The organism is Bradyrhizobium macuxiense (assembly GCF_007993935.1).
In the GTDB taxonomy this organism is placed as follows: domain Bacteria; phylum Pseudomonadota; class Alphaproteobacteria; order Rhizobiales; family Xanthobacteraceae; genus Bradyrhizobium; species Bradyrhizobium macuxiense_A.
This window is the reverse complement of sequence record NZ_VITY01000003.1, coordinates 450,899-474,070: the sequence shown is the minus strand read 5'-3', so window position 1 is coordinate 474,070 and position 23,172 is coordinate 450,899. Positions and strand designations below refer to the sequence as shown.

Here is a 23,172-nt window from a genome sequence, read left to right as displayed (position 1 = left end):
CTCCGCGCCGCAGCGGAGCGGCTCCCGGCCGGTGCCGGGAAAATTTCACGATTGCGGTCCGCACCCACCGCGGCGCTTCTCGACCGGTCCATTCTGCCGTTTAATGCGCATGACGGCCCTGCCCGCAACGGGCGTCGAAGGCCGCCTGCGACCCCGAGGATACGCCAATGCGGAATTGGTCCGGAAGCGATCTGAAGCTGCGGCTGACCTTGCGGGTGGCCGCCGCGGCCACACTCTGCTTTGCCGTGATCTCCGGCTACTTCCTGTTCGACTCCGACCGCGCGGTGCGCGCCAGGATCGCCGCCGTTGCCGATATCGCCGCCCGGACGCTGGAGCTGCAACAGAACAAGATCCAGTGGCTGAACAATCCGCACACCGAGTTCCCCGATCTCGACAGCGTGGCCGCCTCGGTCATGGCGCCGGGCTTGTGCCTCGCCTTTCGCAGCAATGGCGGCGAGATCAGCCAGCGCTTCTGCGGCGGCGCGCAGACCGATACGGCGGCGCCGCCGCTGGCCTTCGCGGCGCTCTATCGCCGCCTGTTCGATCCCGGCCGCGAGGCCGTCCGCCCGGTGATGGCGCGCGGCCATGCGATCGGCGAGGCCGTGGTCTGGGTCGATCCGGCCGTGCTGACGGCCGAGGCCTGGCACGATGCCGGCCGGCTGATGGCGGTGCTCATGATCGCGCTGCCGCTGCTTTGCGCGCTGGTCTATGCGGCGCTGGCGCGTGCGCTGCGCCCGACGCTTTTGATCCGCGACGGGCTCGAGCGGATCGCCGCAGGCGACCTCGCCGCGCGCCTGCCGCCGTTCGATCTCGCCGAATTGTCGGCGATCGGCGACGTCTTCAACCAACTCGCCGAGCGCCTCGCCGCCGCGCTGTCCGACCGCAACGCGCTGACGCAGAAACTGATTGTGGTGCAGGACGAGGAACGCCGGCATCTCGCGCGCGAGCTGCATGACGAGTTCGGGCAGTCGCTGGCGGCGATCCGCGCACTCGCCGCATCGGCGCGCCTGACCGCGATCCAGGATTGCCCGCCCCTGCTCGCTGAGTGCGACGGCATCGCGCGGACCGCAACCGACATGATGGAGACGTTGCGCGGCGCCCTGTTCAGGCTGCGCCCGCCCGATGTCGACGAGCTCGGTCTCGCCGCGAGCCTGGAGGGCCTGATCGCCGGCTGGAACGGCCGCAGCCGCGGGCAGCCACGGTTCGAGATCGTCCTATCGGGATCGTTCGCGCGCCTTCCCGCTTCCGTCAGCGCAAATCTCTACCGCATCGTGCAGGAGGCGCTCACCAATGCGGCCAAGCACGCCGGCGCCACGCGCGTGGTGCTGCGGCTCGAGATGCGCGAGGCGCCTTCCGGCGGCGACAGCGAAATCGCGCTCGCGATCGACGATGATGGCAGGCCCGGCAATCCGCAAAGCGATCTACAGGTCACGTCCGGCATGGGCCTGCTCGGCATGCGCGAGCGGGTCGCCGCACTCGGCGGACGGTTGAGCTTCGAGGCCGGGCAGCCCCATGGCGCATCGCTCCGCGTCGTCGTTCCCGTGGCCGCCGGCGCCGGGGCCGCGCCCGTGGAACGCGCGGCATGAGCAGTGCGGCGCGAACCATCATGCTGGTCGACGACCACGCCGTGGTTCGGGAGGGCTACCGGGCTATGCTGCAGAAGCAGCCGGGCCTCCGTGTCGTCGCCGAGGCTTCCGACGGCGTCGAGGCCTACCGCCTCTACAAGGAGACCGAACCCGATCTCGTGATCATGGACCTGTCGATGCCCGGCATCGGCGGCATCGAGGCCATCCGGCGCCTCAGGCAGTGGGACAAGCGTGCAAGGATCCTGGTGTTCACCATGCACCAGAACGCGGCCTTTGCCGTGCAGGCGATCCGCGCCGGCGCGAGCGGCTATGTCACCAAGACCAGCCCGCCGGAGACGCTGGTGCATGCCGTCATGGATGCGCTGTCGGGCAAGATCGCGATCAGCCCGGACATCGACCACGAGCTCGCGCTCAGCCACCTCGCCGGCGAGCGCGCCGCCGCCGACCTGCTGACCGCGCGGGAGTTCGAAGTGCTGCGCATGCTGCTCGCGGAAAAGACCACCGACGAGATCGCCGAGGCGCTGCATCTCAGCCCCAAGACGGTCGCGAACCTGCATTCCCTGATCAAGGACAAGCTCGGCGTCGGCACGGACATCGAACTGGTCCGCCTCGCGCTGCGGCAGGGCATCCTGACGCAGGTCGATCTGCGCGAACAGTGAGACCGCATCAGGCGCCACCTGGCGATGCAGTCCGGCCCCATCGAGATCGATGTTGCAAACAAAGGGCCCCAGCGAGGGGGGTCGCCGGGGCCAGAGCAACTCAGTCGCATCATCCTAGACCTTATCGCGACGCTTTGCTCCGCCCCTTCGGATGACCGGAATCGTACGGGCCCGACGCCGTGAACCCCGCTCCGCTCTCGTCCGTAATCCGTACAGGTCAGGATTTTGCCATCCCTCCTGGGGCTAGAACCAGCGCCGTCCGCCCGTATTCAATGCGGGCGGCGTTGCCTTTTCCGGGGTGGAACTGGACGAGACATCTCGGTCCGACATTTATGAAAGTTCATGCAAGTTCCGGCGCCGGAACCGGAACGAGCGGTGGCCGGTGTCAGTTGGACAAAATGATTTCAAGGAGACGGAGCGTCATCGCCGTGACCCGGAAAACTTTACAGGCACGTTCAGAGCAAGCGCTCGTCGTCATCATTCTCAGCACCGGCGCGCTGATCGCTTATCTCGGGCTCGCGCTGTCCCGGATGTGAGCGGGCGCCTCGATCCGGACAGCCCGACAATTTGTCTGCTTGAGCGACCCTATCCAATGAAATTCAACCGAGACTCTGCGACTGAACCGGCGACACGGTCATCAATCCGACATCGGCGGCGCGCAGCCAACCAAGGCTCCGAGTGCCGAACGATTTCATAGGAGTCGCCCATAGGCGGGCTTCCTATGAATCCATCTTTACGGAAAGACATTGGTTTGCCGGGCATCTATTCGCGCGCGAGGAACGACCGATCGTGACGAGCGTCAACTGCAAGTATCCAGCTGTCGCCGACATGTGTCCGTGACTGCGCAGTCGATGTTGGCCGGCGATGGAAATGCAATCTGTTCCGCGAGCAAGGCTCGTTTACGAAATCCTTGATCTTTTGCGCGGCGAGCCGGGCTGCGCCGGCGTCAAGGAAGTGATCATCAGCCCGGTTCATGTGCTCGGCAAGGAAACGTCGTGGCGCGCGACGATCGCGGATTACGGCGAGGCCGCTCAATCAACTGCCGATCACGCAGCGCTTCGTATTCAGGAACGCTTGAGCACAAAATACAATCTACTCGACTAGACCAGCGAAGAACGGCCAGTCATGTATCGCATCTACTACTTCACCGTCTTCCTCGCTGTGACCGGCTCGGTCTTCGGCTTGCTGGTCGCGCTTCAGAAGGCCGTCGGCGGGTGACAAACGGATTCTGAGCACAGCCAGGAACGGCAGGATTTGCAGGCCGTTTCTGCTGAACAGTGCAGCACGCACGACTGGTGGCAAAATACGCCGGGAGTTCGATGTACAAAGACGCGATCATGGACGAGCTGAGGCAGATTGAACTCGACGTGGTCGAAGGCGAAAAGCGGCTCGCTGAGCTTGAGGCGTCCCTGATTGAATTGAAGCGGCTGAATGAGGACACCACCAAGGTTCAGGCCGAACTTGAAGTCATGCGCAGAAATCAGCTTGACAGTGAACAGCACCGGCAACGGCTGCTTTGGCTTCTGCACCCCTGATGCATGCTCGGAGAGCCACAAAGGCTCGCGCCCAGTCTGACGGCGTCCATGATCGGAATGGAGCGAACGCCTCCATCGCTCGCGGGGTCCCGGCGAGGAACAGTCGTGGTCGCCGACCGTTCCCAAGGTAAAGGCCGAGCATCAAACGAGAGCGGTGGTGGCGGCAATGCCCCTACCCTCATCTTACGGGAGCCGCAATCAAGGTGAGCGAGACGCCAGTCAGGCCAACCATTGCCGCCTTGTGCGCCGCCGCTCTCGCGATCTTTGCTGCATGGCACTCGGGACATTTAGCCAATTCTGCATCTGCCACGACACCGCAAGGCGGCGACTGCCGTGACTTGCTGCGCGCGTGCGAACTGAAAGACGAACTTGGCGAAGGCGAGGAAAATTGCGTCAAGTTTCGCAATTCTTGCTCGCCATCGACACCGCATGTCAATTGCGAGTGGCTGCGTGACGGTTGCATGTACAGAGAGGAGCTTGGCATAGCAGGCCAAGACAACTGCCGCCGCTACCGCGAAAATTGTCATGAAGGGACCATCAAGCGAGAACCGTGAGCCTGGTCGGCCGCTTGCGGCAAGCCAGAACTACTGCAGCCTGCGACCGGCAAGGGAGCCGCCATGACCCCGAGAGAACGCCACGACATGCCCTGGATTATCGCGGTGGCTGTTTCTGCCTTTGCCTTGGCAATCGTGGCGGGAGGGTTGACCTATTTGCACTAGTCGATTGATGCGGAAGCTGGAAAGAAAAGGCCCCAGCGAGTGGGCAACACACCGAGGCCAAGTTCCGATCATCCACTGAATGCCCGCCTCATCCGATCAGAAGCCAGCCCACGCTGGCGACCAGCACGACAAATGACATTCCAGCAAAGCTGAGAAAGCCGATTTCCACGCTGTCCGTTCGATGAGGCGCTAACATCAGCGCAAGGCAATGGCCCCGGCGAGAGGGGCGAGCCGGGGCCACTGCATTTCCTATGTTGTCGCCGACCGTCGTCTGCAAAAAATCAACGGCCTACTGGGTCTGCAATATGCTTGAAATGAACATCATCCTGCCCAGTCGTGCAATGATCCGCGCAAATTCGGGTTTCGAAAATCACGCATGTGAATCGAAATGAAAGAATTTCAGCTTCTCTCCATCCTGACGGCCTGGCGTCGCAGTCTCGCCGGCGAGCACGGATAAGCCGTAGCCCATCGCGCAGGGAAAGCCGGATTGCTCCGGTTGCACCTGTGGTCCTACCCCCGAGTTCGCTACCCTTTGCACGGGTGCGATCGCACCCGGCGTTCCCTGCGCCCTCTGTTCTCCGAGCGGCGAAATGAAATGCATAGACTCGGGCTATTCATGTCGCGAGAATGCGAGCGTATGACCGACAAACTGCGCCACAAATTCAGTGTCGTCCTGGCGCAAGCCAGGACCCATTACCCCAAATGAGAATTGTTGCGCGACGCTGGGGCCGCTGTCCCGTTCATCACCAGATGCGGTGGTTATGGGTCCTGGCTTTCGCCAGCACGACGATTGGGGAAATCACAGGATCACGCCTATCACAGTCACCCTGAGGAGACCGCGAAGTGGCCGTCTCGAAGGGTTGGCGGAGCGACTGCAGCCGTGCATCCTTCGAGGCTCGCCCAGCGGCGCAATTGCGCCGCAAGGCGCGCACCTCAGGATGACGGAGCCGATACCTTTCGCAGGGAAGACTCGTCGCATGCCTGCCGCACAAATCGGGGACATTGCCGCCTGCCTGCAATTCTCGTACACGGTTTCACGCAATGACCTCGCAACTCTCCCCCGATTCCGTCGACGTGCTGCTGTTCGATATCGGCCGCGTCGTGCTCGACATCGACTTTGACAAGGTGATGGCGCACTGGGCGCAGCATGCCGGCTGCGCACCGGCCGAACTCGCCAGCCGCTTCGTCGTCGACGACAGCTTCAAGCATCACGAGATCGGCCGGATCGACGATGCGGCGTTCTTCGCGAGCCTGCGCCAGTCGCTCGGCATCGGCCTCAGCGACGCGCAATTCCTCGAGGGCTGGAATTCGATCTTCACCGGCGAGATGCCGGGCATCGCGCCGCTGCTCGCGGCCGCCGCGAAGCGGATGCCGCTCTACGCGTTCTCCAACACCAACCCGGCCCATGTCGCACATTTCTCGGTCGCCCATGCCGAGTTGCTCGGCCATTTCCGCACCATCTTCCTGTCCTCGACGATCGGCTTTCGCAAACCCGACGCCGCGGCTTACGATCATGTGGTAAAAGCCATCGGCGTGCCGGCGTCGCGGATCCTGTTCTTCGACGACCTGGCTGCCAATATCGAGGGTGCGCGGGCGCGCGGCCTTCATGCCATCCACGTGACATCGACGGATGACGTGGCAGGGGCACTGACTGCACTTGGGATTTGACCTTGGGATTTGACCTTGGGATTTGACCCTGGGATTTGAACCCTGGATTTGAGGAGCTCTGAGCGTGGCCCTGATGCCGGTTGCCGATGCCCTGTCCGCCGTTCTCGCCGGCGCCGAGCCGCTGCCGCAGGAGATGGTCGCGCTCGATGCCGCCTACCACCGTACGCTGGCGGGTGACCTCGCCGCGCTTCGCACCCAGCCGCCGCAGCCGATGTCGGCGATGGACGGCTATGCGGTGCGGGCAGCCGATGCGGGTGATCTGAAGGCCCGGCTCAAGGTGATCGGCGAAGTCGCCGCCGGCCGGCCGTTCGAGCGGACGGTCGGTGCCGGCGAGGCGGTGCGGATCTTTACCGGCGGCGTGATCCCCGACGGCGCCGACGCCGTCATCATCCAGGAGGACACCAGGGTCGACGGCGACCACATCGCGATATCAGAGCTAGCTGCCGCCGGACGGCACATCCGCGCCGCGGGCGTCGACTTCCGCGAAGGCGACGTGCTGCTCGCCGCCGGCAGCCGCCTCTCCGATCGCGCGCTGTCGCTGGCGGCCGCCATGAACTATCCGGAGCTCGCGGTGCGCCGCCGGCCGAAGGTCGCCGTGCTGGCAACCGGCGATGAGCTGGTGATGCCGGGATCGAAGCCCGGCCCCGGCCAGATCGTCTATTCCAACGGCTACGCGCTGCGGGCGCTGGCGCGCGCCGAAGGCGCCGAGACCGTCGACCTCGGGATCGCCGCCGACACCGTGGAGGCGACCACGGCCGGCATCCGCCGGGCGCGCGAGAGCGGTGCCGACATCCTGATCACCACCGGCGGCGCCTCGGTCGGCGACCACGATCTCGTCAAGCAGTCGCTGGAGGCCGAGGGCGTCCAGATGGCGTTCTGGCGGATCGCGATGCGGCCCGGCAAGCCGATGATGCACGGCCGATTGGGGTCGATGCGGGTGATCGGCCTGCCCGGCAATCCGGTGTCCTCCTATGTCTGCGCCTTCCTGTTCCTGGTGCCGTTGATTCGCGCATTGAGCGGCCGAAAAGTGATTCATCATCGCCGCGCGAGCGCCCTGCTCGGCCGCGACCTCGCCGCCAACGACCAGCGCGAGGACTATCTGCGTGCGCGCATCGAAGAGCGCGAAGACGGCACGCTGATCGCAACGCCTGTCATGCAGCAGGACTCGTCGCTGCTCGGGAATCTCGCTGCGGCACGGGCACTTCTCGTGCGTCCGCCGTTTGCGCCGGCGGCCGTCAAAGGCGCCGAATGCGAGATCCTGACGCTGCCGGAGTGAGGCTTTCGCGGCCCGCTCATTGTGCGTTGCCGTGCGCGTTCACCTGAAATTAAGTGGTTGCGGAACACATATCGAACATATAGTGTCCGTTCATGATTTGTTTCGAGTACTGGTGTCTACAAACGGGAGGCCGCCAGGGAGCGCTTGCAGCAAGCACAATGCTCCTGAGGTCAGGCCCGGCCTGCAGGCCCCACTGAAGAGTCTCGGAATCGAACGACGCTATCAACCGGGGGAATACTCGAGATGCTCACGCGCAAACAGTACGAACTTCTGCGTTTCATCAATGAACGTCTGAAAGAGGCCGGCGTGCCGCCCTCCTTCGACGAGATGAAGGATGCGCTCGACCTGCGCTCGAAATCCGGTATCCACCGCCTGATCACTGCGCTGGAGGAGCGCGGCTTCATCCGCCGCCTGCCCAACCGCGCCCGCGCCATCGAAGTCATCAAGCTGCCCGAGCTCTCCGCGGGCGGCGGCAACGGCCGCCGCGGCTTCACGCCAAGCGTCATCGAAGGCACCCTCGGCAAGCGCACCAGCACGCCCCCGGTCGCCGAGGACGACGGCAACCGTCCGGTCGCCGTCCCGGTGATGGGCCGGATCGCCGCCGGTACGCCGATCGAGGCGCTGCAGACCCGCAGCCACACCATCAGCGTGCCGCCCGACATGCTCGGCGCCGGCGAGCATTATGCGCTGGAAGTGCGCGGCGACTCGATGGTCGATGCCGGCATCCTCGATGGCGACATGGCGCTGATCCAGCGCAACGACGTCGCCAATACCGGCGACATCGTGGTGGCGCTGATCGACGAGGAGGAAGCCACCCTGAAGCGCTTCCGCCGCCGCGGCGCGTCGATCGCGCTGGAGCCGGCCAACACCGCCTATGAAGTGCGCATCCTGCCGCCGAACCGGGTCCGCATCCAGGGCAAGCTGATCGGCCTCTATCGCAAGTACTGAGCGCAAATACTTGCGGCGGCGAGGAACGAGCAACACATCGGATCGTTCCTTGAAGGATAGCGTAACGTGCGGCCTGCCCGATGCGCTCCGATACCTCCCACGCAGCGTCGCGTGTTTGTGATCGGAGCGTTCGCGGAGCAGTCGTACAATCGCCCAGAAACGAGCAGACACTCGTTCGCTATCGTCCACTCTGGTAGAGGCCCTATGCCTCAAGGAGAGGCACGGGTCGCTACCTCGAAATGAGGAGCCAACCGATGTGTGACTATAGTCTGCACGCCGTGGCATCGCGCCCCGCCATTGTCGGAGAGACGCTGATCACGACGACCTTCCGCGGCACGTCGACCCGCGGCTTTGCTTCGGAGAACGATCCCACTGTCGCGGTCTGCATGCTGCCAGGCACCGAGCTCGCTTTCGCCGAGAACGTTCGCTACGACAGCCGCTGGATCTGGACCAAGACGATGAACTTCCGCGTCGGCGTGTTCAACGAAGTCGAGCCCGACGTGCCCGATCGCCATCACGACGCGGTCGAATTCCCCGACGGCAGCCATGTGCTGGTGACCCAGCTCGTCGAGGGGCAGCGCGTCAGCGTGCTGCAACTGCCGGCGCTGCATCCGCCGGTCGAACAGAAGCCGAAGGTTGTGGAGCGGCGGCCCTCCGCATTCGCGTCGCTGTTTTTGGGTTGAACGCATCGTCGCCGCGGAATGAACCGTTCGGCGGCGGATGACCTAAGCGATTTCGAGCGACCCCGGACATCGGGTTCCGGGGCGCACTAGGAGATTTGCGTCGGCGGACGGCTTGTCGCATGATCGCGTGCGGAGGACGTGCACTCACGGAAACCGGCGCAGTGGTCGACAAGGTCACATGGCAAAAGGTTGGACGCGTCACGGAGCCGGGCCGCTACATGTTCCGGTTCGGCTGGCTGACGGTTACAGCCGACGACCTGAAAGTCTGGGAGCGGTTTCCCGAGGCTGTCTTCACCCTCGTCAAGAAGCCCGACGGCGGCCCCGACTCCGACGAATACCATCTCGGCCTGTTTGAGCTGCCCTCCGGCACCTCGCTCGATCCCGGCTGATCCTCGGCTTACTAATCCTCGCTTTGCAGATCGACCTCGGACGGCGTCGCGTCGGCGGCGGGCCGCGGCGCGGCGGCGGGCGCGCGCAGCGTGGTCTCGCTCTCGCCGTCGCCGGGAACCGCCGGCGACCATGGCCGGTCGATCCCGCCCGGCTTGACCGCATCGACGGCATAACCGTCCCGGATCCGCCGCAGCATCAGCGCGCCGTGGCGCCGCAGCCGCTCGGCGTCGATCACGGAGGCGGCGCAGTCCCGCGGCGGTGGCGGCCGCGCGGTCACGATCAGCGCCGCGCGCTCGCAATCGTCGGCCAGTGCCTCCGGCCGGGTCGCCAGCGCGACGAAGGCGCCGCCGGGCCCTTGCGTCACGCAACCGCTCGGATCGCAGGAGACCCCCTCGCCGAGCGACGCATCGGTAGCCGTCCGGGCATCGGCATCCGCCGCCAGCCATTCCTTCACGAGAAAGGCATCCTTGGCGCTGTGCAGCAGATGCAGCCGCCCGTCGCCGCCACGCACCGCGACGTTGCGGCCATCGGCCGAGACCAGAACGTCCGGCTGCGGCACCCGCACCGCCCAGAGCGAAGCCACCACGAGCAGCACGGCCCCCGACCAGCGCAGCGGCGAACGCAGCAATCCGAGCAGGATCAGACCGGCGCTCGCCAGGATCATCGGCCCGACGCCGAACGCCGCCATCCGGCCGACCGCGCCGGGCAGCGCCGCGACCCATTGCGTCACCAGGATCATCCAGTCGATGCCGAACCCCATGATCGCCCAGAACACGCCGTCGAAGCCGAACGGCATGGCGAGGAGCCCGAGCAGGCCCGCCGGCATCACCACGGCCGACACCACCGGCATGGCCGCGAGGTTCGCGAGCAACCCGTAGGGCGTCACGCGATGGAAGTGGAACGCGGCGTAGGGCGTGGTCGCGAGCCCGGCGACCAGCGAGGCCAGCATCAGCACCATGAGCTCACGCCCGCCCCACAGCGCGACCCGCGCGGTCACCGAATGATCGGGCGACGCCAGGAGGTTCGGCAGCCCGATCTGCACCAGCGCCACCAGCCCGAGCGTCGCGGCAAACGACATCTGGAAGCTCGGATGCACCAGCGCCTCCGGCGCGATCGCCAGCACGATCAGCGCCGCCACCGCCAGCGTACGGAAGGTGATCGCGCGGCGGTCGACGATCACGGCGATCAGCACCACCGCCGTCATGAAGAACGATCGCTGCGTTGCGACCTCGGCTCCCGACAGCAAAAGATAGAACGCCGCGGCGACGAGCGCGGCCGCCGCGGCCCATTTCTTGATCGGCTGTCCCGCAGTCAGCGCCGGAAACAGCGCAAGCAGCGCGCGGATCGTGAAGAACACGACGCCTGCGACGACAGCCATGTGGTAGCCGGAGATCGACAGCACATGGCCGAGCCCCGAGATGAACATGGCATCGTTGACCGGCGTCGTGATCGCATCGCGCCGGCCGGTGAGCAGCGCGGTTGCGATCGCGCGCTGATCGCCGTCGAGCGTGGTGCGGATGCGTGCGTCGATGGCGTCGCGCAGCCACTGCATGAAGGCTGCATAGCGCAGCGCAAGGCCACCGGCTGCCGGCGGCTCCCTGGTCTTGACCGCGCCCATCACGAAGCCGGACGCAGCGATGCCCTGGAAATACAGGTCGCGGCCGAAATCATAGGAGCCCGGACGCTGCGGCCCGAGCGGCGGCATCAGCCGCGCCTTCAATTCGACGAAGCTGCCGACTTCGGGCGCGGTGCCCTTCTTCACTGACAGCCTGACACGCTCTAACTTCGTATTGTCGCGCGGGCTCTCCATCGAGACCACCCGCAGCACGAAGCGATCAGTCTTCTCCCGGATGTCGCGCGTCTCGACAAAGCCGGTCAGCGCCACCGAGAACATCGGCCGCGCGAGCACGCCGTGGGCGATCCGCGCCGTCTTCCACGTCGCCATGGCAAAGCCGGCGGCAACGGCGGCCAGCATCACGATGGCGGGAAACACGCTGCGCCGCCGGAGCAGCAGCGCCAGCAGGCAGAGCGCGATGGCGACAGTGGCCGCGACCGGCAGCACCGGCTCATGCTCGGCCGCGAAATAGAATGCGATCCCGGTGCCGAACGCCACCGGCACCCACGGCAACAGCCGACCGGCGCCCGCCTCCGCGCGCGCCCACTGCCGCAATGTCTCGACGAAAGGCCGCCAGATGCTGGCAGGCGTCGGCAGATAGCCGCCGGCAGGAACGGCGGCACGCGGCGGCCACGTCCCCGCGTAGCCGCGTTTGCCGCCCGGCGTCGTGCCCTGCTCCGCCATTCCGCTTGCGATCCCTGCCGGACGGCAGGCTAGCGGATGCCGCAGCCACCCGACTAGCGGAACGGAACCGAAACACGCAACCGAAGGCTGTGACCTGCGGGGACAGCTGGGCGCTCGTCTGGGACGGGCGCACGCCCGGGACTCCCGGCGTCCGCGCCTAAATCAGCGGCGTCTGCGACGAGACGTGGTGGCAGACGATCTTCCAGTCGCCGTCCTCGCGCGCGATCACCCAGGTGATCTTGACGACGAGCGCGGGCGCATCGCCGTCAAGAAAGAAGGACGCAATGCCCGCCATGTTGACCAGATCGGCATTCACCTGCGCGGTCCTGATTTCGCTGAACTGAACGCGCGGCGCGTGCCAGCGCGGCAGGCCTTCAGCGTACGCTTTGACGCCGTCGCGACCGCGATACAGCGTCGGGTTCGAACCGAAGAAGAACGCGCTCTTCGAGTAGAGCGCGGAGAGCGCATCCGCATCGAGCTTGCTGAAACCTGCCGACCACTTTGCAATGATCGCGGAGACGATCTCGTCGGCTTCCTCAGGCATCGATCGCCTCCCTCCTGGCGTCCGTCTCGAGCAGCTTTAGCTTTTGCCGCCGACTTCCTTGGCGAAGGTGTCGCGCAGGCCGATGGTGCGGTTGAACACGAGCTTGTCCGGCCTCGAATCCGCGTCACGCACGAAATAGCCCTGCCGCTCGAACTGCATCGGATCGGGTGAATTGCCCTCGGCGATCGCAGGCTCGACCCGCGCATCGCTCAACACTTCCAGCGACTGCGGGTTGAGGTCGGCGGCAAAATCGGCGGCGTTCGGACTCGGATTGGCGAACAGCTGATTGTAGATCCGGATCTCCGCCGGCTTCGACTGCGCCGCCGGCAGCCAGTGCATCGTCGCCTTTACCTTGCGGCCGTCGGGCGCGTTGCCGCCCTTGGTCGCCGGATCATAGGTCGCGCGAAGCTCGACGACCTCGCCGGCGGCGTCCTTGATCACGCCCGTGCACTTGATGAAGTAAGCATAGCGCAGCCGCACTTCCGTTCCGGGCGAGAGGCGGAAGAACTTCTTCGGCGGGTTCTCCATGAAGTCGTCGCGCTCGATGTAGAGCTCGCGGCCGAACGCGATCTTGCGGGTGCCGGCTTCCGGATTGTCGGGGTGGTTGATCGCCTCGATCTCCTCGACCTGGCCTTCCGGATAATTCTCGATCACCACCTTGAGCGGCCGCAGCACCGCCATGCGGCGCAGCGCGGTGCGGTTCAGCTCCTCGCGGATGCAGAATTCGAGCATGCCGACATCGACCACGCTGTTGGCCTTGGCGACGCCGATGCGCTTGATGAACTCGCGCACCGCAGCCGGCGGCACGCCGCGCCGCTTCAGGCCAGCAATGGTCGGCATCCGCGGATCGTCCCAGCCCGAGACATGCCCGTCACGGACGAGCTGGGTCAGCACGCGCTTCGACAGCAGCGTGTAGGTCAGGTTCAGCCGCGCCATTTCATACTGGCGCGGCTTCGACGGCACCGGCAGCTTGTCGAGCAGCCACTCATAGAGCGGACGGTGATCCTCGAACTCCAGCGTGCAGATCGAATGGGTGATGCCCTCGATCGCATCCGACTGGCCGTGCGCGTAGTCGTAGCTCGGATAGATCGACCATTTGTCGCCGGTGCGCGGATGATGGGCGTGCAGGATGCGGTAGAGCACGGGGTCGCGCAGATTGATGTTGCCGGCCGCCATGTCGATCCTGGCGCGCAGCACGCGGGCGCCGTTGGAGAACTCGCCGGCCTTCATGCGGCGGAACAGGTCGAGGTTCTCGTCGACCGAACGGTCGCGGAACGGCGAGTTCTTGCCTGGCTCGGTCAGCGTGCCGCGGGAGGTGCGGATCTCCTCCTGCGACTGGTCGTCGACATAGGCATAGCCCGCCTTGATCAGGCCCTCGGCCCAATCGTACAGGCGCTCGAAATAGTCGGACGCATAGAAGAGGTTGTTCCCCCAATCGTAGCCGAGCCAATGCACGTCGGCCTGGATCGAGTCGATGTACTCCTGCTCCTCCTTGGTCGGATTGGTGTCGTCGAAGCGCAGATTGCACTGACCGCCGAACTCCCGGGCGATGCCGAAATTCAAGGCGATCGACTTGGCGTGGCCGATATGCAGGTAGCCGTTCGGCTCCGGCGGGAAGCGGGTCACGATCCGGTTGTGCTTGTGGGAGGAGAGATCGGCCTGGACGATGTCGCGGATGAAGTCGCGCCCTGCCTCTGCCGTCGTGTCAGTCGTCATCAAAGGGTTCCCTGGAGGATTAGGCTCAACCTTCTGCCAAATTCGTGCCGTCCGGCCAAGTCCGGTTTCAAGTCCGGTTTCGAGCCGGGTCTCAAGTCCGGTTTGACGGGCAAAAGGTCAACCGAGGCTTTAGTTATGTCCGGTTCCTGCTATACACCACCGCCCGTTCCAGCATACGTCTCGCGCGATCATGACCAATCCCGTCGTTACCCGCTTCGCCCCCTCACCGACCGGCTTCCTCCATATCGGAGGTGCCCGCACCGCGCTGTTCAACTGGCTCTATGCCCGAAAGCTCGGCGGCAAGATGCTGCTCCGGATCGAGGACACCGACCGCGAACGCTCCACCAAGGAGGCGATCGACGCCATCCTCGACGGCCTGAAGTGGCTCGAGCTCGATTGGGACGGCGACGTCATCTACCAGTTCAGCCGCGCCGCCCGCCATCGCGAGGTCGCCGAGGGCCTGCTCGCCGCCGGGCGCGCCTATTACTGCTACGCCACGCCCGAGGAGCTGGCCGCGATGCGCGAGAAGGCGCGCGCCGAGGGCCGCACCCGCCTCTATGACGGCATGTGGCGTGACCGCGATCCGGCCACCGCGCCCTCGGACGTCAAGCCGACCATCCGCCTGAAGGCGCCGCAGACCGGCGAGACCGTGATCGAGGACCAGGTCCAGGGCCGCGTGGTCTGGCAGAACGAGAACCTCGACGACCTCGTCCTGCTGCGCGGCGACGGCACCCCGACCTACATGCTCGCGGTCGTGGTCGACGACCACGACATGGGCGTTACCCATATCATCCGCGGCGACGACCATCTGATCAACGCCGCGCGCCAGAAGCAGATCTACGACGCGCTGGAGTGGGAGCTGCCGAGCATGTCCCACATTCCGCTGATCCACGGCCCCGACGGCTCGAAACTGTCGAAGCGCCATGGCGCGCTCGGCGTCGATGCCTACCGCGCGCTCGGCTATCTGCCGGCCGCCCTGCGCAACTACCTCGTCCGGCTCGGCTGGAGCCATGGCGACCAGGAGATCTTCTCGACCCAGGAGATGATCGACGCGTTCGATCTGCCGGGCATCGGCCGCTCGGCGGCGCGGTTCGATTTCGCCAAGCTGGAGAACCTCAACGGCCACTATATCCGGCAGAGCGACGATCACTCCCTCGTGACCCAGTTCGAGAGCGTGCTGGACTATGTTCCTGAAGGCGCCGCGCTGAAGGCCAAGCTCAACGACACCACCCGCGCGCAGTTGCTGCGCGCGATGCCGAGCCTGAAGGAGCGCGCCAAGACGCTGATCGAGCTGATCGCGGGCGCCTACTTTATCTTCGCCGATCGGCCGCTCGAGCTCGATCCGAAAGCTGTGGCGCTACTCACGCCGGAAACGCGCGCATTGATCGGCCGGCTGCGTACCGCGCTGGAAGCCGTGAATGACTGGACGGCGGAAACCACCGAGACCGCCATGCGGAATTTCGCCGAGCAGAACAATCTGAAACTCGGCGCCGTCGCCCAGCCGCTGCGGGTGGCGCTGACCGGGCGAACAACGTCGCCGGGCATCTTCGACGTGCTGGCCGTCCTGGGACGCCAGGAGTGTCTGGCCCGCCTCGCCGATCAGGCGGCGTAATCCTGCATGGACCCCCTCCAGGGTCCATCTTGCAGCGCACATTGCAATGAGCTACCCATCCCCGGACGCTTTCTCAACAAGCCGTTCCGCCCGGCCATGGGCCGCAGTTTAGCGACTGGGCATGGTCGGTTTTCGCAACGAATTCATCGGGGATATCGCGATGGACGCAAAATCCAGCAAGACAGCCACACTCACCATCGGCAACAAGAACTACGATTTCCCGATCCTGAGCGGCACGGTTGGGCCTGATGTCATCGACATCGCCAAGCTCTACGGCCAAGCCGGGGTGTTCACCTACGACCCCGGCTTCACCTCGACCGGCAGCTGCCAGTCGAAGATCACCTATATCGACGGCGATGCCGGCGTTCTCGAATACCGCGGCTATCCGATCGAGCAGCTCGCCGAGCACGGCGACTTCCTCGAGACCTGCTACCTGCTGCTCTACGGGGAGCTTCCGACCCCGGCGCAGAAGAAGGACTTCGACCATCGCGTGATCCATCACACGATGGTGCATGAGCAGATGGCCCGCTTCTTCCAGGGCTTCCGCCGCGACGCGCATCCGATGGCGATCATGGTGGCGGCCGTCGGCGCGCTGGCCGCGTTCTACCACGACTCCACCGACATCAACGATCCGCGGCAGCGCATGATCGCCTCGATGCGGATGATCGCGAAGGTGCCGACGCTGGCGGCGATGGCCTACAAGTACACCGTGGGCCAGCCCTTCATCTATCCGAAGAACTCGCTCTCGTTTGCCGAGAACTTCCTCAACATGTGCTTCGCGGTGCCTTGCGAGGAGTACAAGATCAATCCGGTGCTCGCCGACGCACTCGACAAGATCTTCATCCTGCACGCCGACCACGAGCAGAACGCCTCGACCTCGACGGTGCGTATCGCCGGCTCCTCGGGCGCCAACCCGTTCGCCTGCATCGCGGCCGGCATCGCCTGCCTGTGGGGCCCGGCGCATGGCGGCGCCAACGAGGCCGCGCTCAACATGCTCTACGGCATCGGCAAGGTCGAAAACATTCCGGACTTCATCGCCAAGGTGAAGGACAAGAACAGCGAAGTCCGCCTGATGGGCTTCGGCCACCGCGTCTACAAGAACTACGACCCGCGCGCCAAGATCATGCAGAAGATGTGTCACGCGGTGCTCAAGGAGACCGGCCACGGCGACGACCCGATGCTCAAGGTCGCGATGGAGCTCGAGAAGATCGCGCTCAGCGATCCCTACTTCATCGATCGCAAGCTCTACCCGAACGTCGACTTCTATTCGGGCATCACGCTGAAGGCGATGGGCTTCCCGGTCTCGATGTTCACCGTGCTGTTCGCGGTCGCCCGCACCGTCGGCTGGATCAGCCAGTGGAGCGAGATGATCGAGGATCCGCAGCAGAAGATCGGCCGTCCGCGCCAGCTCTACACCGGCGTCGCGCGCCGCGACTATGTGCAGATCGACAAGCGCAAGTAAGCTGCATTTGTGAGTGAGTCCGAGACGGCGCCATCATTCCCGATGGCGCCGTTTTCGTTTGCCGCGCGCAACTTCGGTCGCGAGCGCATCGAGGCGCGGCAGCCAGAACGCCCTGAAGCGGTCGAGCCAGTCGTCGACCTCGCGCAGCCGCCGCGGCTCCACCGCATAGATGCGGCGGGTGCCGTCGGCGCGCACCGACGCGAAACCGGCCTCGCGCAGGATCCGCAGCTGCTGCGAGACCGCCGACTGGGTGATGCCGAATTCGCGCTGCACGACGGCGACGACATCGCCCGAGCTGTGCTCGCCGGTCGCCAGCAGCTCCAGGATGCGCCGGCGGACGGGATCACCGAGGATGTCGAAGGCGTGCACGGTTACGAGCCTCCGCCCGGCTCGGGCTCGCCGCAATAGAACGCCGTGGTGTTGGCCCCGGCCCGGCGCGCGGCGGCCTCGTCCGTGCCGGCCTTGATCGAAGCCGTGCACCAGTCGGCGCTGCTGCGGCGGATGAACTCCCTGCCATCCTCGGAGCCCGGCCACGCCTCTGCGGCCGCGCGATCGAACTGCGCGCCGGGGCCTGCGGCGATGTAGAGCGCGAGCCCGACCAAGGCGAGGTCCCAGCCGACGCCGACCGCGCCGGGTCCATAGCGATCCCAGAAGTCACCCTCGATCAGCGAGAGATGCTCGAGTTCCAGGCGCGTGCCGCCGGCGCCATCGTCAGCCAGGGTGACGGTGACCCAGCTGACAGTGCCCATGGCTTCCCAGGTCACGGCAAGCCGGCGTGGCGGCTCACAGGTCGTGATTTCGCCGCCCGCCTGGCCCTGGAACTGGTAGCGGCCGCCGAGCCTCAGCTCGCCGGAGATCGGCAAAAACCAGCGCGGAATGCGCTCGGGATTGGTCAGCGCGTCCCAGAGATCGGCGATGTCGGTGTCGTAGCTGCGCGTTGCAATCACCGCTCGCGCCGGTTTGCCATCGCGTTCCCGGACGGCGACCTCACGAACGACGGCTCCGACATAAGCAACAGGATCGATCTTCATGGAGGGCTCCATACCAATATTAGACCGCGCTAATATTAACGCAGTCTAAATATTCGAGGCAAGCGGAACCGTTGCGGTCGTATGTCGCCGCAGAGTGGAGGCATGATCGATTGCTAGATCGAACGCCGGCCCAGTTCCGCCAGCACGATGTCGGCGGCGCGGACGCTCGGCGGCTGGTCGCCGGTCGACATCTTGCCGTCCATCGTCGCGAACGCCACGAGCTGCCGCAGACGCTCGGGCGAATCCTTGATCACATCGACCAGCGCCTGCGCGAGCTTGTCCGGCGTGCAGTTCTCCTGCAGGAACTCGGGGATGATATCCGTGCCGATCACGAGATTGGCGAGGATCACCGACGACACCCGGATTGCACGGCGCAGGATGAACGCCTCGGCGGCACCGACGCGATAGGCCGTCACCATCGGAATCCCTGACAGCGCGAGCTCCAGCGTCACCGTGCCCGACTTCGCGAGCGCGGCGCGGGCCACGCGGAATGCGGCGCGCTTCTCGGTCTCGCCGATCGCGAGCCGCGGCGCCACCGGCCACGACGCGACGCCTTCGCGCACCATCGCCTCGAGATGCGGCATGGTTGGAAGCACGAGCTCGAACGGGATTTGCCGGCTGAGCTGGCCGAGCGCGGCGCCGAACAGCGCCAGATGATGCCTGATCTCGCTGCGCCGGCTTCCGGGCAGCACCAGCAGGACCGGCGGCTGCGCGTCGCGCCGCTTCTGCTCCTCCTCGTTCGGCCGCAGCGAGGCGAGTTGCTCGGTCAAGGGATGACCGACATAGCTGCACGGCGGTCCCTGCAGCTTGCGATACTCCTCCGGCTCGAACGGCAGCAGCGCCAGCACGTGATCGACATAGCCTCGCATCGCGCGCGCCCTGCCCGGCCGCCACGCCCAGACCGATGGCGACACGTAGTCGACGATCGGAATGTCCGGATTACGTGCACGCACCCGGCGCGCGACGCGGTGGGTGAAGTCCGGGCTGTCGATGATGACGAGCATGTCGGGCGCGTCGGCGAGCACGGCGTCGGCGGTGCGGCTGATCAACCGCAGGATTTTCGGCAATTGCTTCACGACCGCGGAAAGGCCGACGATCGAGAGTTCTTCGATCGGGAATAGCGGCTCGATGCCCTCACCTGTCATAGCTCGGCCACCGACGCCGGAAAACTGCACGGTATCGCCGAGGCGCTGGCGCAGCACCTGCATCAGCGCCGCGCCGAGGCGGTCACCGGATTCCTCGGTCGCGATGAGGAAGATCTTGCGGCCGGTGCTGGGACTGCGCGCCTGCATCAGCCGGCCAGCCCGATGACGAACAGCCCCTTGGCGTCGGCGGCCTCGATCAGGGCCTGCGGTTCGGCCGCGAGCGTGTTGCCGGCGATCACGGCGATCCCGGCGATTCCCGCCGCGGCCGCGCCCTCAACCGTCCGCGGGCCGATGGTCGGCAAATCGAAGCGCAGATCCTGCTTGCTCTTCGGCGCCTTCACCAGCACGCCGCGGCCGGCCTTGGCGCGGATCCGGCCCTCGGCGCGCAGCCGCGCCACGCGCGCGAGCAGCCCATCGGTGCCTTCGATGTCTTCGACCGCAACCACGTGACCGTCGATCACCACCGCCGCCTGGCCGATGTCGAACGGCCCGAGCGCGTCGAGCACGCCGCGGCCGCGCGCGATATCGGCGAGCGCTGCGCTGTCCGGCGTCGCGCGCGTCACGGCGCCCTCCGGCATCAGCAGATCGGGCGCGACATCCTTGATCCCCACCATGCGGAATCCCTGCTGCTCGAGGATGCGGCCGACGCTCGACAGCAGATGATCGTCGCCGCCGCGAAACGCGCGTACGACATGGCCGAGCAGGCGCAGCGTTCCCCAGTCGAGCCTGATCTCCGACAGCGCCGGACGCACCAGTGTGCCGATGAAGATCAGGTCGCGGCAGCCTTCATCGCGAAACAACCGGGTTGCCCGCCCGAGCTGGCCGACCGAGATCCAGCGATGACGAAACCGCTGCGCGCGCGCCGGATCACAGGCGCCGCGCAGCGCGAACAGCACCGGCGTGATGCCGCGCGCGGTGAGCTGATCGGCGACCGCAAACGGCATGGCGCCGCCGCCGGCGATCACGCCGACCGGCGAGGAAAGCGAGGGAGCCGCTGACGTCATGCTGGCGGCCATCCCCTGCTCAATTGGTATCGGCGGGAAGACAGAGCGGCCGCAGCTTGCCGCCCTCGATGAAGGTGAGGATTTCCGCGATCGCGGGATCCTCGCCCGCCAGCGGCTGCACCGAAGCCAGCCGCTCGGCGAAGATGCCAGGGCCATGGAACAGCTTCTGATAGAACGCACGCACGGTCGCGAGCCGCGCCTTGGTGAACTGGCGGCGGCGCATGCCGATGATGTTGAGGCCTTCGAGCACCGCGTACTGACCGTTGGCGAGCCCGAACGGGATGATGTCGCCGCGCACGCCGCAGACGCCGCCGATCATCACCTGCGAGCCGACGCGGGTGAACTGGTGTACCGCCGACAGGCCGCCGATATAGACGAAGTCGCCGATCTCGCAGTGGCCGCCGAGCGTCGCTGACGTCGCGAAGATCACGCCGTTGCCGACCATGCAGTCATGGCCGACATGGCTGTTGTTCATGAAGAAGCCGCGATCGCCGACGCGGGTCAGCCCGCCGCCCTTGATCGTGCCGACATTCATCGTCACGCCCTCGCGGATCGTGCAGGCTTCGCCGACTTCGAGACGGGTCGGCTCGCCGCGATAGCTGAGATCCTGCGGCGGCCCGCCGAGCGCGGCAAACGGCGAGATGACGCAGCCGGCGCCAATCTTGGTATGTCCGCTGACCGTGACATGCGCGATCAGCTTGCAGTTCTCACCGAGCACGACATTGGGGCCGATGATGCAGTACGGACCGATCTCGGTGCCGGCCCCGATCACAGCGCCATCCGCAATCCGCGCAGTCGGGTCGATCATGCTCATGAAGTTTTCGATCCGGAATTCGTTAATGGCGCCAAGGTGCTATCAAGGCGCAATGCTGTCGATTTGGGCGGTCGTTAGCGCGACTTTGACCGCCCTGTCCAGTGACGTATCATGACGGCCTGTTGCAAACGAGAAGGTCGCAACCGATCCATGGTCCGGGCCGCCGCGCTGATCCTCAGCCTGCTCTCCGCGCCGATCGGCCCGGAGACCGTCGACCTCGGCAACAGCACGACCGTCGATCTGTCGCGCTTCGACTGCCGCGACATCAATCGCAGCACGATCGTCCAGCGGGTCTGCTACAGCGCGGGCGAGCGGACGCTGCTGGTCGCGGTCAGGGGCAGCTATCAGCACTATTGCGGCGTGCCTACTGAAACCTACGACGCGCTGATGATCGCACCATCGATGGGCGTCTTCCTCAACCGCGTCCTGCGGATCGCCGGCGCGGATGGCCGATACGCCTGTCGAACGTCGTGACCGCTGGCTTACTCGACGCGTCTTCTTCACGCGAATCGGGAGGCCAGTTCGCTTGAATACGCTTTAGTCCGTCAGCATCGCGCCGACATCGGCCTCGGCGACCACCTGGCCGTTGACCTTGGCATCGCCGTGAAACCACCACATCGTCTTGCGGCGGCCGAGCGAGCGCATGTGGTACTCGATGGTGTCGCCCGGCATCACCGGCTTCCTGAACTTGCACTTGTCGATGGTGAGGAAATACACCGCGCGCGGCTTCTCGGTGCCCTCGACCGACTTGATGCCGATCACGCCGGCGGTCTGCGCCATCGCCTCGATCATCATGACGCCGGGATAAACCGGACGATCCGGGAAATGTCCCTGGAACGGCGGCTCGTTGAAGGTGACGTTCTTGATGCCGATGCCGCTGTAGTCGGTGCGGATCTTGATCACGCGGTCGATCAGCAACATCGGAAAGCGATGCGGGAGCGTCTTCAGGATATCGTTGATATCCACCAGCTCGAATTTGACCGGTGCCTCCTCCATCACTCCTGTTCCTTGCCCTTGGCTTCGTTGTCGCGCACCAGCCGCTCCACTGCGATAATTTCCCTGAACCACTGCTTGGTCGGCTTGGCGAAATGCCCGCCCCAGCGGCCATTGGCCGGGATGTCGTCCTTGACCGCACTCATCGCCGTCACTTGGGCGCCGTCGCCGATCTTGAGGTGGTTGTTGATGCCCACCTTGGCGCCGAGCGCGACATTGTCGCCGATCGTCAGACTGCCTGCGAGCCCGATCTGGGCCGCGAGCAGGCAGTGCCGGCCGATGGTCACATTGTGGCCGATCTGGACCTGATTGTCGATTTTGGTGCCCTCGCCGATCACGGTGTCGCGCAGGGAACCGCGGTCGATGGTCGAGGCCGCGCCGACCTCGACATTGTTCTGGATCACCACGCGGCCGGTCTGCGGCACCTTCACGTGGCCTGCGGGCCCGAAGAAGATGAAGCCGTAGCCGTCCTGCCCGATATTGCAGCCGGGATGGATCAGGACATTGTTGCCGATCAGCGCGAACTGAATGGTGGTCTTGGCGCCGACATTGCAGTCGCGGCCGATCTTGACGTCGGCGCCGATCACCGCGCCGGCGCCGATGATGGTGCCCGAGCCGATCTCGACCCGCGGGCCGATCACGACCAGCGGATCGACGACGACACCATCCTCGAGGCGCGCGGTCGGATCGATGATCGCCGATGGGGCGATCCCCTCGGTATCGAACCAGGATTGCGGCCGCAGCGCATCGGCGTGCCATTCGCGGGCGAGCTCGACGAACACCTGAAACGGCTTCGCGGCCCGCAGCACGGCGGTGCCCTTCGGCACCTGCGCCTCGAAGCGCGGGCTGACGAGGCAGGCACCGGCCTTGGTCGCGGCCAGCTGGTCGGCGTATTTGAGATTGTCGAAAAACGCAAGATGCATCGGACCGGCCTCGTCGAGCGAGGCCAGCCCCCTGATCTTGTGCGCGCCCCTTTCGGGGTCGACCAGTTGCGCCTTCGTCAACGCGGCAATTTCAGCCAGCGATGACGAAGGAGGACTTTTGAAGAAGATCGGCTGCGCCATTCCATCCGTCGCAGTCCGGTCGAG

The 23,172-nt window shown here is 65.6% G+C and carries 23 protein-coding genes; 13 read left to right on the top strand and 10 right to left on the bottom strand.

The features are described 5' to 3' along the window. Nucleotides 1-167 precede the first annotated feature (167 nt). The 10 genes from FBZ93_RS10200 (at nucleotide 168) to FBZ93_RS10155 (ending at nucleotide 9,463) form a co-directional block, all read left to right on the top strand. On the top strand, nucleotides 168-1,586 hold the full coding sequence (locus tag FBZ93_RS10200; RefSeq protein WP_146985755.1) for a sensor histidine kinase: 1,419 nt from the start codon (nucleotides 168-170) through the stop codon (nucleotides 1,584-1,586). Next, on the top strand, nucleotides 1,583-2,245 hold the full coding sequence (locus tag FBZ93_RS10195; RefSeq protein WP_146985754.1) for a response regulator: 663 nt from the start codon (nucleotides 1,583-1,585) through the stop codon (nucleotides 2,243-2,245). The genes FBZ93_RS10200 and FBZ93_RS10195 overlap by 4 nt, the downstream gene beginning before the upstream one ends. Before the next feature lie 870 nt (nucleotides 2,246-3,115). After that, a complete protein-coding gene (locus tag FBZ93_RS10190) occupies nucleotides 3,116-3,349 on the top strand; it encodes a hypothetical protein (RefSeq protein WP_146985753.1) in 234 nt (77 codons plus the stop codon). A gap of 215 nt (nucleotides 3,350-3,564) precedes the next feature. Then, the gene (locus tag FBZ93_RS10185; protein WP_146985752.1) at nucleotides 3,565-3,780 is read left to right on the top strand and encodes a hypothetical protein; all 216 of its coding nucleotides are present in this window, start codon (nucleotides 3,565-3,567) and stop codon (nucleotides 3,778-3,780) included. A 203-nt stretch (nucleotides 3,781-3,983) separates the two neighbouring features. Beyond that, nucleotides 3,984-4,334 carry a hypothetical protein gene (locus tag FBZ93_RS10180; protein WP_146985751.1) on the top strand — a complete coding sequence of 117 codons (351 nt, stop codon included), beginning with the start codon at nucleotides 3,984-3,986 and terminating at the stop codon, nucleotides 4,332-4,334. Between the two features lie 1,206 nt (nucleotides 4,335-5,540). Next, a complete protein-coding gene (locus FBZ93_RS10175; RefSeq protein WP_146985750.1) occupies nucleotides 5,541-6,167 on the top strand; it encodes an HAD family hydrolase in 627 nt (208 codons plus the stop codon). Between the two features lie 64 nt (nucleotides 6,168-6,231). Beyond that, on the top strand, nucleotides 6,232-7,443 hold the full coding sequence (locus tag FBZ93_RS10170; protein ID WP_146985749.1) for a molybdopterin molybdotransferase MoeA: 1,212 nt from the start codon (nucleotides 6,232-6,234) through the stop codon (nucleotides 7,441-7,443). 243 nt (nucleotides 7,444-7,686) lie between these two features. After that, the gene (gene lexA, locus FBZ93_RS10165) at nucleotides 7,687-8,391 is read left to right on the top strand and encodes a transcriptional repressor LexA (RefSeq protein ID WP_050626399.1); all 705 of its coding nucleotides are present in this window, start codon (nucleotides 7,687-7,689) and stop codon (nucleotides 8,389-8,391) included. Between the two features lie 254 nt (nucleotides 8,392-8,645). Then, nucleotides 8,646-9,074 carry a hypothetical protein gene (locus tag FBZ93_RS10160; RefSeq protein WP_074130078.1) on the top strand — a complete coding sequence of 143 codons (429 nt, stop codon included), beginning with the start codon at nucleotides 8,646-8,648 and terminating at the stop codon, nucleotides 9,072-9,074. A gap of 161 nt (nucleotides 9,075-9,235) precedes the next feature. Beyond that, nucleotides 9,236-9,463, top strand: coding sequence for a hypothetical protein (locus FBZ93_RS10155; RefSeq protein ID WP_146985748.1), 228 nt, complete (start codon nucleotides 9,236-9,238; stop codon nucleotides 9,461-9,463). Between the two features lie 11 nt (nucleotides 9,464-9,474). Here FBZ93_RS10155 and FBZ93_RS10150 read toward each other — a convergent pair whose 3' ends face one another. From FBZ93_RS10150 to FBZ93_RS10140, 3 genes are all read right to left on the bottom strand, one after another. Beyond that, entirely contained in the window at nucleotides 9,475-11,763 is a 2,289-nt protein-coding gene (locus FBZ93_RS10150; RefSeq protein WP_146985747.1) for a ComEC/Rec2 family competence protein, read from the bottom strand. A 157-nt stretch (nucleotides 11,764-11,920) separates the two neighbouring features. Then, nucleotides 11,921-12,307 carry a YybH family protein gene (locus tag FBZ93_RS10145; protein WP_146985746.1) on the bottom strand — a complete coding sequence of 129 codons (387 nt, stop codon included), beginning with the start codon at nucleotides 12,305-12,307 and terminating at the stop codon, nucleotides 11,921-11,923. Nucleotides 12,308-12,343: 36 nt separating this feature from the next. Next, nucleotides 12,344-14,023, bottom strand: a complete 1,680-nt coding sequence (locus FBZ93_RS10140) for a glutamine--tRNA ligase/YqeY domain fusion protein (RefSeq protein WP_146985745.1) — start codon at nucleotides 14,021-14,023, stop codon at nucleotides 12,344-12,346. Between the two features lie 190 nt (nucleotides 14,024-14,213). Here FBZ93_RS10140 and gltX point away from each other — a divergent pair, with 190 nt between their 5' ends. Continuing rightward, nucleotides 14,214-15,635, top strand: coding sequence for a glutamate--tRNA ligase (gene gltX / locus FBZ93_RS10135; protein WP_146985744.1), 1,422 nt, complete (start codon nucleotides 14,214-14,216; stop codon nucleotides 15,633-15,635). 160 nt (nucleotides 15,636-15,795) lie between these two features. Then, nucleotides 15,796-17,097: a citrate synthase gene (gene gltA / locus FBZ93_RS10130; RefSeq protein WP_146985743.1), complete on the top strand. Its 1,302-nt coding sequence runs from the start codon at nucleotides 15,796-15,798 to the stop codon at nucleotides 17,095-17,097. A 33-nt stretch (nucleotides 17,098-17,130) separates the two neighbouring features. Here gltA and FBZ93_RS10125 read toward each other — a convergent pair whose 3' ends face one another. The 5 genes from FBZ93_RS10125 to lpxA form a co-directional block, all read right to left on the bottom strand. Continuing rightward, nucleotides 17,131-17,466 (bottom strand): ArsR/SmtB family transcription factor, encoded by a 336-nt coding sequence (locus tag FBZ93_RS10125; protein ID WP_146985742.1) that lies wholly within the window; start codon nucleotides 17,464-17,466, stop codon nucleotides 17,131-17,133. A gap of 2 nt (nucleotides 17,467-17,468) precedes the next feature. After that, complete coding sequence (locus tag FBZ93_RS10120) at nucleotides 17,469-18,128, bottom strand: SRPBCC family protein (protein ID WP_146985741.1); 660 nt, start codon at nucleotides 18,126-18,128, stop codon at nucleotides 17,469-17,471. Nucleotides 18,129-18,241: 113 nt separating this feature from the next. Beyond that, entirely contained in the window at nucleotides 18,242-19,420 is a 1,179-nt protein-coding gene (lpxB, locus tag FBZ93_RS10115) for a lipid-A-disaccharide synthase (RefSeq protein WP_167528979.1), read from the bottom strand. Next, nucleotides 19,420-20,277 carry an LpxI family protein gene (locus FBZ93_RS10110; protein ID WP_167528978.1) on the bottom strand — a complete coding sequence of 286 codons (858 nt, stop codon included), beginning with the start codon at nucleotides 20,275-20,277 and terminating at the stop codon, nucleotides 19,420-19,422. Before FBZ93_RS10110 ends, lpxB begins: the two co-directional genes overlap by 1 nt. A 19-nt stretch (nucleotides 20,278-20,296) precedes the next feature. Beyond that, nucleotides 20,297-21,091 (bottom strand): acyl-ACP--UDP-N-acetylglucosamine O-acyltransferase, encoded by a 795-nt coding sequence (lpxA, locus tag FBZ93_RS10105; RefSeq protein WP_146985738.1) that lies wholly within the window; start codon nucleotides 21,089-21,091, stop codon nucleotides 20,297-20,299. A gap of 150 nt (nucleotides 21,092-21,241) precedes the next feature. Here lpxA and FBZ93_RS10100 point away from each other — a divergent pair, with 150 nt between their 5' ends. After that, a complete protein-coding gene (locus tag FBZ93_RS10100) occupies nucleotides 21,242-21,565 on the top strand; it encodes a KTSC domain-containing protein (protein ID WP_146985737.1) in 324 nt (107 codons plus the stop codon). A 63-nt stretch (nucleotides 21,566-21,628) separates the two neighbouring features. On the opposite strand, the gene fabZ is transcribed toward FBZ93_RS10100, so the two are convergent. Then, the gene (gene fabZ, locus FBZ93_RS10095; RefSeq protein ID WP_016841580.1) at nucleotides 21,629-22,087 is read right to left on the bottom strand and encodes a 3-hydroxyacyl-ACP dehydratase FabZ; all 459 of its coding nucleotides are present in this window, start codon (nucleotides 22,085-22,087) and stop codon (nucleotides 21,629-21,631) included. Further along, nucleotides 22,087-23,148 (bottom strand): UDP-3-O-(3-hydroxymyristoyl)glucosamine N-acyltransferase, encoded by a 1,062-nt coding sequence (lpxD, locus tag FBZ93_RS10090; protein WP_146985736.1) that lies wholly within the window; start codon nucleotides 23,146-23,148, stop codon nucleotides 22,087-22,089. The genes fabZ and lpxD overlap by 1 nt, the downstream gene beginning before the upstream one ends. Nucleotides 23,149-23,172 lie beyond the last annotated feature (24 nt).